Source organism: Zhongshania sp. (assembly GCF_041623545.1).
Lineage (GTDB): Bacteria > Pseudomonadota > Gammaproteobacteria > Pseudomonadales > Spongiibacteraceae > Spongiibacter.
Window position 1 is genome coordinate 1 of the sequence record NZ_JBFJWS010000135.1, and the last position, 8418, is coordinate 8418.

Below are 8418 nucleotides of genomic sequence, written 5' to 3' on the forward strand. Positions count from 1 at the left end.
AAGTTTGCCAATTTTTGATTTCATATGTCAGGCTTGCCTAGTGATAATCAAGTTATAACTAAATAGCGAGTTCAGAGTAATTCCGAATAGTAAAACGGACTTTAGTTCAGCTTAGTCAATAAACTAGCGATTTCAAACTTGCTTACCAAGATTGGTGCAGGGATGTGCCGAAGAACGTGGAATCCGCATTTTCCATTTTTGATTAGGAAAATTTAGGGATTCTTGCCGACCTAAATTAGATACATACCGACAACTGAACTAATGCTTTGCTGTTTCGCAAAGCCTGCGCTGATGGCATAGATAAGGTATTGCGAGGGAGGGAAGTGCTATAGTGGCAGTGTTGGTGGCTGATTAATAAGTCAGCTTGTTCGAACTGTGCTTTGTTGTCCCTGCGGACTATCGTTTTCCGCCTTTGTGCCGCTGAAATTGAACTCCCCAGTCTTACCGATAATTTCTTAGCGATAAATGTTACTGGGGAGTATCTATTCAATTTTTTACACTATTTGAATCTACGGTTAGCCTCTCTTTAGATAGGGTCGGTTGTAGCACTGGGTGAATAATCTTTAGCAATTGTGTCGCGAGTCCGCTAGTGAATTCAAAGCCTGTGGCTTGATTTCCGCCAACATGGGCGAGAATCACACCAAAGAACCGGTCGCCGATATAAAAGGTGAATATCGCATTCCTATTCACGGCTTCGCTGCCGATAAGGCGCCCGCCAGCGCCGTAAGATTTAATGCGATGGTCGCCGGTGCCGGTTTTGCCGCCCACTTGTATTGGCGTGCCGGTGGCGTCGACAAAAAGGCCCTTTAAGCGTCTTGCCGTGCCGTTTTCTACTACGCCGGCGAGGGCATTTCGGACGGTTGCACTCACTTCGGCTGATAGTACTCGGGTGCCAGTGGGCGGGATGTATTCAAACTTGGCCTCATAGGGCGTGCCCTGGGCAAAATGTAAGCTATCGATTTGGCGAAAGGGGATTCGCATGCCGTTGTTGATAATAATACCCATCAACTCCGCTAGGGCAGTGGGGCGGTCTGCCGATGCACCAAGGGCCGTGGCATAGGAGGGCACTAAACTACTAAACGGATAGCCCATGCGCTGCCATTGCTGGTGGATCGCGACAAAGGCATCGCGCTCCAGAAGTATGCGAATACTTCGGTCTTGGGCGCGTTGCTTCCGCGATTTCGTCAGCCAGGTGTAGGCGTCCTGGCGAAGTGCTGCGCTTTCCTCAATGATTCGGTCATAGTTGATTTCAGTGTTTTCGAGCAGGTACTTAACCAGCCACAGCTCCAAGGGGTGCATATGTGCTAGGTAGGCGCGGTCGTTGCTATTGAAACGCTCAGGATCAAATTGGCGATATAGCTTTGCAACGTCGACGTCCGTCAGCGCTTCTTCACTTAGTCGCGAACGTAGAAACTCCAGTAATGCGGCCTCATCAGCTTCCGGGAGAACGGAGCGGAAGGCCATCGTCAATCGGCCAGGGAATGGTTTGGTCCTACTCGCTAAGCGCTGAATAATTTCCTGATGATTTAGCTTGCGGTATTTGCTGTAGAACTGATTGAGGTAGATCTTGCCTTCAAGATCGGCAAAGCGCCCTAAATAGTCTTTGCGCCGTGGATCCGTGCGATCGAGTAAGAGCTCGCGGGAGCCGGGAATCTCCATTGAGTAGTAGCGCGTGACGTCGCGCATCATACGAATAAATACGAGGTTAACTGAGCGGTTTAAGGCTTCAGCGACGGTCAGTACACGGGCGTTGTCCTGTTTGTCGAAGTTGCTGAAGGTGTGCAGTCCACCGCCAGTAAAGAATGATTCCGCGGGACTGGCGGAATAGCTGCGCTGCATCGCGGCGTCCAGCAAGGCATGTAACGGTGTGTTGGGATCGGCGATAAGTCGGTCGAGTGTCCACTGGCGCAGTGGGTCTTCGGCGACTTTGCGCGCAAATGCGAGGTCCTTTGGGGCGAACTCACGGTATTTTAGGTAGACCTTTTCAATGATGTCTAAATAGGAAATCAGGGTGCGCAGTTTAGCCGTCGAGCCCAAATCAAGTTTTGAACCGGCGTTCATATCAAAGGGCAGATCGAGGTTGTCAGTCTGCACCCGCAGCACATTCCCGGTCGGTGTGCGCTCATAGAGTAATACACTGTAATTCAGCGCGGTTAACTGTCCTTCACGGAGAAGCTTTTCGCCAAGCAGGCCGGATTGCTTCGCGTAGTCTAGGTCGGTTGCCTGCTTTAGCAATTGGGCAATCTCTACTTGAGTGTCTCCAGCGAGGGTAGATTGTACGGTGAGATCGAGGCGATCGAGACTATACAAACTGCGCACGCCTAGCAGGTTCATTAACTCGTTACGTACATTATTGACTGCTTTTCTTGAAATAAAGGACGCTGCTACTTGGTTGCGGTCGCGCTCGACGAAATGAAGTTTCTGCGCCAGTGCCGCGTCCCGGAGTTTTTCGCTGATAACGCCGTTACTGGCAAGGATTCGCAAATAACTTGTGGTCAGTGTTTCCAGTTCGTCGCGACCGTCAAGTAGATAAAAAGAAGGGCGGCGTTGTGACAACAGCAAGCTTAAAGCGGCTTTAAATACTCGTGCTTTCTCCTCGATACTGACCGCGTCGCTGGAGGCGGTTAGCGCATGATTGGCGTAGGCGAAATCAATCCCGTACCACTGTTTGAGGCCGTCACCAATGCCGTGGATTTCGCCGTGGCCGGCCCGACCAGAAAGCGGCGTCGAGTTGAGGTAGCTCAGCGCTATCGCTTTTCGTGCATCGCGGCCGCTTAGCCCCGAGTGGTAGTGGCGCACGCTGGCGGAGACGATCTGCTTAAGCTTGTCGCTGTGGTCTGTGGTCATACCATTGGGCGAGTAGCGGTATTTTTCCATCTGGGTGGCGAGTGTACTGCCCCCAGGGCCGCCCTCGCCTGGGTGGAGAACGCGTGAAAGTGCGGCTTGCGCCAGCCGGTCCCATTCCACCACGGGGTTTTTTGTCGGGTGTTGGTCAACGAGCAGCTCGCGATTTTCAATGAATAGCAGCGGCTTGAGTAATAACGGGGGAATATCCTTAAACTCGCGATATACATTCTCAGGTTCCCGTGAGGAAAACAGTGTATTGCTGTTGCCGCCTAAAATGCTCAGCCCGGTTTGGGCGCGCTCGCGATACGGCGGGTTGCCGCCCCAGCGGCTGTACTGCAGTAGTCGCTCAGAGAAATTCGCCTGTTTGCTGATGCGATAGCCATTGTTCTGCAATCGCGTAATAAACTCTGGAAGACGCGTATAGCCGTTTTGGATGTTGTAAGGGCCGTGATTGGGAAACCAAGTTACCTCGGCGGGGCCTTCTTTTAGTTCAAAATTGAGGCTGGCTGCCAACTTGCCGAAATATCGCGACTGGAAATAGGAGGTGTGGTACTCAAAAATACCGACGAAAATTACCACCATTAAGGCAGCGAGGGCGATGTATAAAATAGATTTTTTTAGGCGCGTTCGGTTAATCACAATAGTAAAGCCAGCTTAGGTCAGGTTAATTCATCTTTTAAATGATAGCCCTGTAAATCGATGGGATTTGCAGGGGGAATCGGCTGCGGAGCATAATGCAGCGCCAAGTTCTTCGATAGGGCTTTCACAGGTTTATTTTTAATGGCGGTATTGGTTTAGCCCCAGCGAAGTATTGTGGAGCATCTCAATATCAATTTCATCCCTATCGAAGGGAGGCAATGAACATCAGATCATTGCCTCCGCTTTATCTACCCTCTACGGGGGGGATTATTAAGTTGCTGTTGTCGAGGCGGCGTGTCCTACAATTTCATTAACAAAGCGCGGAAATAAGGCGCGTGGCAGGTCGTGACCCATGCCGGGTATAAGTTCTAGTCGCGCACCGGGAATCTTCTGAGCGGTATCAATACCCGCTTGAACCGGCACCAAAACATCGTCTTTGCCATGTATGACTAATGTCGGTACCCGTATTTTTGTGAGCATGGCTGAGCGATCGCCGCTCGCTATAATTGCCGCCATTTGCCGGCCTAAACCCTGAGGGTAATAGCTTCGGCGGTATGCGGCCAATAGACGTTCCTCTAAGGCCGCATCATCCAACGGATAAGCGGGGCTGCTGATCATCTGCCAAGTACGTTTCGCGTTCACTAGATAGGCCTGCTCGCCAGTTGCCGACTTGCGGGTAAGTTGCAATAGCACCTTGGCGCTCGGTTGCGGTAGTGATTGTGCGCCGCTTGAAGACATAATTGATGTCAGGCTTATGGTGCGTTCAGGGAAGGAGGCGGCTACGAGTTGGGCAATCATACCCCCCATAGAGGCGCCAACAATATGGGCTGACGCGATGTTTAAATAGTCCATTAAGCTAATCAAATCTTCAGCCATATCATGGAGCTGATACGGAACTTTGAGGCGCAAGCCAAGACGACTTCTCAGCATCAATTGCCATGGGCGAGGGGCGCGAGAACCTTCAAACTTCTGTGATAAGCCGATATCGCGATTATCAAAGCGTATTACCCGAAATCCCTTATCTGCAATGGCGGCGCAAAATTCATCTGGCCAAGAGTGCATTTGCATTCCTAGGCCCATAATTAACATCATGACCGGGGCATCTGTGTTGCCAAACTCCTCGTAGGTGAGCGATAAGCGGCTGGTTTGTGCGAGTTTCTCGGTCATGTTTTGTAGATCCACAGAAGCAATGATGTTAATTAACGCATGAGCGTTATGTTCGTTAGGAGCTGGGTAGCGTATTGGCGGAACGCAAAATGTCTAGTTTGAAATGAATCGCTATTCCAAAATCCAGAGGCCATCGCCGGTGTAGCGTTCGGTGACCAGAATGGCCACTTGATCAAATAGCGGTGGCCCGGCAATGATCACGCTTGATGGCTGCGCGAAGATATTGTTTGCGGATTCCTGAAGCAAGTTGCCCTCTAAATCGATTTGGAACAGGCTGCCGTCCTGCCAGTCAGTGACGATTAGCGTGTCTCCGACCACTGTCAGGTCATCCATGATGCCGCGTGGCGCGATATTTTCTGGGGTCCCAGGGCTGCCATCGCTATTGATTGCCACCCGGGTAACTTGTCCGCCAAAACCGGGACGATAGTGAGTGACGTAAAGGCTTGTGCCGGTATGGACTATGCCATTGGGAAAGTCTGGCAATGTTGCCAGCCAGGTGCTCTGAGATAAAACGAGGGTCGGATCAGTCGGGTCGATCGCGAGGTGGACGATTTTGGGTTCTACCGCGACGGGGCCATCGGTCACGTATAAGCCGCTGGCGGTCGTTACTATCCCGTTTGGCAGAGTCATGCCGCTTAGGGCGAAGCTAAATTCGGGGGTGGCGAGTGGATCATCCAGTGACATGGTGTACAGGCCGGAAAAGTCGGTGGGCCCACCGCTGCCAGAACAGAGCGCGTATAGCGTGCCTTTATCTTCGGTTAGACCGCTGCAGCCGCTGCCCTCGGGTAGAAGGGCGTCGGCACGATAATCCTGGCCATCGCGATGTATCTCGTACAGGTTCGACTGGCCGCTGACGAATAGACGGCCATTGGAGGTGAATAAGCTATTTTCCAGCTGGGGGAGATTCACCAGCTGGCGTGGCGTGCCGCAGTCTAGGCAAATATCCTGAGCTGCTGTACTACTTGCCGCATAGGGGCTTCCGCTACCTTTGCACGCCGACAATGCGACAGAACTGATGGCGATAATGATGGGTAAAAGGTACTTCATGGTGCGACCATTATGGGTAGGTCGATCGTGCCGCTGATCGAATATAGGTTAGTAAGCCAAGCGGAATGACTCGTATTGTTGAAGGCGTCGTAGTCGCCATAGAGCAGAACCCCGATTTGGTCCCCAGCTTTTAATACTTCGCCGACGCCAATGAGCTGTTTGTCAGTGTGATCGCCGTTGCGCAAGGGCGCTACTTGATCGTCGATGAGGCGTGGACTGCTGTCACCGGTGGACAATACGCCGATGCCAACAAAGGCGACGACATTGCTCATTGGCACGCTAGGCGTCACCGTGACATTCGCAATGGGAATGCCCGCGAGTACTAAATTGGTTTCGCTGATCGCCGTGGCCAGCGGTATAAAGGCCGGGGCGTTGCCACCGTAGTTATTTTGCACAGCGGTGATGGCGGTGGTGGCTAGGGTTACACGGTAGGTTTCGGTCGCAACAGGTATATGACTGAGGGCTGCACCGTTATCGTCGTCAAGTCCGATGCAGACCTTGGGGATGTGCGCTGCCGCGCCAGTCTCGCCTTTAAGTTTCTCGGCGAACCACGCGTGTTTGGCCTCTAAGGTATCAATGCTCCCGCAGCGCGTCGCGCCCAACGGAGCCTGTACATCAAGCGGCGGGCCGATATAGTGGCCGTGTTGATGGGTAATCAGGCGGACATCGCCGCCCAATGAATTGAGAAATCGGAAATTCTCCATCGCGTTGTTTAAAGGGAAAAGTAAATCGCGCTGTCCCTGTGTTAATAAGGTGTCTACTGGGCGCACCCAGAATGCGTCGCTTGGGTCCTTGTGTCGCGCCTCATAAGCGCCCATACCATGGGCGCCGAGAAACTGGAGTACGGCAGGGTCTAACTCCTCTGCAAACCGCACGGAGGGATCGAAGCCGGCTTGTTGGCAAGCTTGGTTGAGCTCGTCAGAAAAGGTTCGATCACCGGCGGCAATGGCAGAGAAGCACAGCCCGAAATCCCATAACTTTTTGATTACGCCATTGGGTGCAAGGGAGTCGGGCAGGTCATACCAGGTGACACTGGGGGTGATCGCGTCTAGGCGGTCATCAAATGCCGCTAGTGCTAACTGGTAGCCGCCGCCATAGCTACCGCCGATGGCCCCCACTAAAGGGTTGCCGTCCAAGGCTCTAGACAGCGCGAGATTACTCTCGGCCCAGTCGAGAACGGCAATGGCATCGCGCACTTCATACTCGGGGTCCATAACACGAATGGCACCGGCCGAATCGTGGAAGCCGCGCTCATCAAAGCTAATTACAGCGTAGCCCTCTTGCCAGAAACGCTGCACTTCAGCATCAATGGCCACAGAATAAAAATTCGAACTGTCGAAGGGCGCTTGGGTGTCGGCTTCGGTGACTCGGTCGCCACCCCAGCCGTGGCTATGGAGAATGAGTGGGTAAGTAGTGCCCGCGGCATGCTCTGGAATAAACACTGTCGCCGCAATTGCCGTGGTGGAAGCGCCGCTCGCATTGTCGACGACAGGGGATTCGATCACAACGTCGCGCGCCGAAGCCGCAATCATCACAGGCTTATTTTCAGACACATTGGCATTGCGGGTACTAGAGCTACTGGAGCCGCCGCATGCCGTCATAGTCGAAACGAGGAGTATGGTAAGCGCGCTTCTCGATACCATTTTTATGATTGCTGTATTTTTTTGCATACCGAATAGTATAGGTCGCTCTTTAAACACTCAAGTTGAGCTGCGTTATCTGGTTTATTTTGTCTGCGGAGAGTTCTAGCAGGTAAACAGAAGATAAAGGCAGGTCGATATTGGCTGTCGTATACTGTCGCAGTATTGAGCTTATAAGTAGGGAATAATGGATATCGAGCGCATAGACCTCAACTTGCTGGTGGTGTTTAGTACAATCTTTAGCGAGGGTGGCATTACACCGGCCGGTAAGAAATTACACCTAAGCCAGTCGGCGGTGAGTCACGCTCTGTCGCGCCTTCGTGAGGCGTTTGACGATCCTTTGTTTGTTCGCAGTGGTCAGGTGATGCAACCAACGCCCACCGCGCGGAATTTATACCAACGAGTTCAGCCGCTACTCAGTAATCTAAGGCAGACCTTAAACGACTTCTCCTCATTTGATCCTGCGCTTTCAGAGCGTAGTTTTACCATTGGCGTGCGTGAGCCTGTGGAGTCAGTGGTGTTGCCGGTTATTGTTAGGAGGCTCTTAGAAATCGCTCCGCAGATTCGTATTTCAACCGTGCGTTTAGACCGTGGCAATCTCGAGGCGGATCTGAAGTCGGGTGTTTTTGACGTCGCGATTGACGTTTTGCAGGCGCTGTCGGGCAGTGTGCGCCACAGTAAGCTGCAAGACGATGACTTGGTTGTGGTTGCCCGCAATGGCCACCCTGTTTTGGCTCAGAGTGCGAGCTTAGATTTAGCGCGGTTCCTTACTCTGGAACATATTCAAGTAAGCGGCCGTCGTGCGGGGCGGGGAATTGAGGATATCGAGTTGAACAGGCTCGGGCATGAACGAAATATCCGCCTTCGCTGCCAGAATATAAACGCGGCACTCTCGGTGGTCTCGAATTCTGATTTGGTTGTGTCGGCCGGTTATGCCTATGCACAGGAGGCGGTGCGCGATGCCAAATTGGTGGTCTTGCCGTTCCCTATTGAAGTGCCGTCATTGAGCCTATTCCTTTACTGGCACCAGAATGTAGACTGTGACCCGGCCAGTCTGTGGTTTAGAAGCTTCATTACC

Annotated in this window: 5 protein-coding genes; 1 reads left to right on the plus strand and 4 read right to left on the minus strand. The window is 52.4% G+C overall.

Annotated features, from left to right (window positions below; translation table 11 throughout):
* Positions 1-486: 486 nt before the first annotated feature.
* From ABYT30_RS12120 to ABYT30_RS12135, 4 genes are all read right to left on the minus strand, one after another.
* Positions 487-3486 (minus strand): transglycosylase domain-containing protein, encoded by a 3000-nt coding sequence (locus tag ABYT30_RS12120; RefSeq protein ID WP_373096700.1) that lies wholly within the window; start codon positions 3484-3486, stop codon positions 487-489.
* Between the two features lie 270 nt (positions 3487-3756).
* Positions 3757-4653 carry an alpha/beta fold hydrolase gene (locus ABYT30_RS12125; RefSeq protein WP_373096703.1) on the minus strand — a complete coding sequence of 299 codons (897 nt, stop codon included), beginning with the start codon at positions 4651-4653 and terminating at the stop codon, positions 3757-3759.
* 111 nt (positions 4654-4764) lie between these two features.
* Positions 4765-5700: a hypothetical protein gene (locus ABYT30_RS12130; protein WP_373096706.1), complete on the minus strand. Its 936-nt coding sequence runs from the start codon at positions 5698-5700 to the stop codon at positions 4765-4767.
* Positions 5697-7301 carry an alpha/beta fold hydrolase gene (locus ABYT30_RS12135; RefSeq protein WP_373096709.1) on the minus strand — a complete coding sequence of 535 codons (1605 nt, stop codon included), beginning with the start codon at positions 7299-7301 and terminating at the stop codon, positions 5697-5699. Before ABYT30_RS12135 ends, ABYT30_RS12130 begins: the two co-directional genes overlap by 4 nt.
* 226 nt (positions 7302-7527) lie before the next feature.
* On the opposite strand from ABYT30_RS12135, the gene ABYT30_RS12140 reads away from it, so the two are divergent.
* Positions 7528-8418, plus strand: an 891-nt coding sequence (locus tag ABYT30_RS12140) for a LysR family transcriptional regulator (protein WP_373096711.1), incomplete at its 3' end; no start/stop codon positions are given.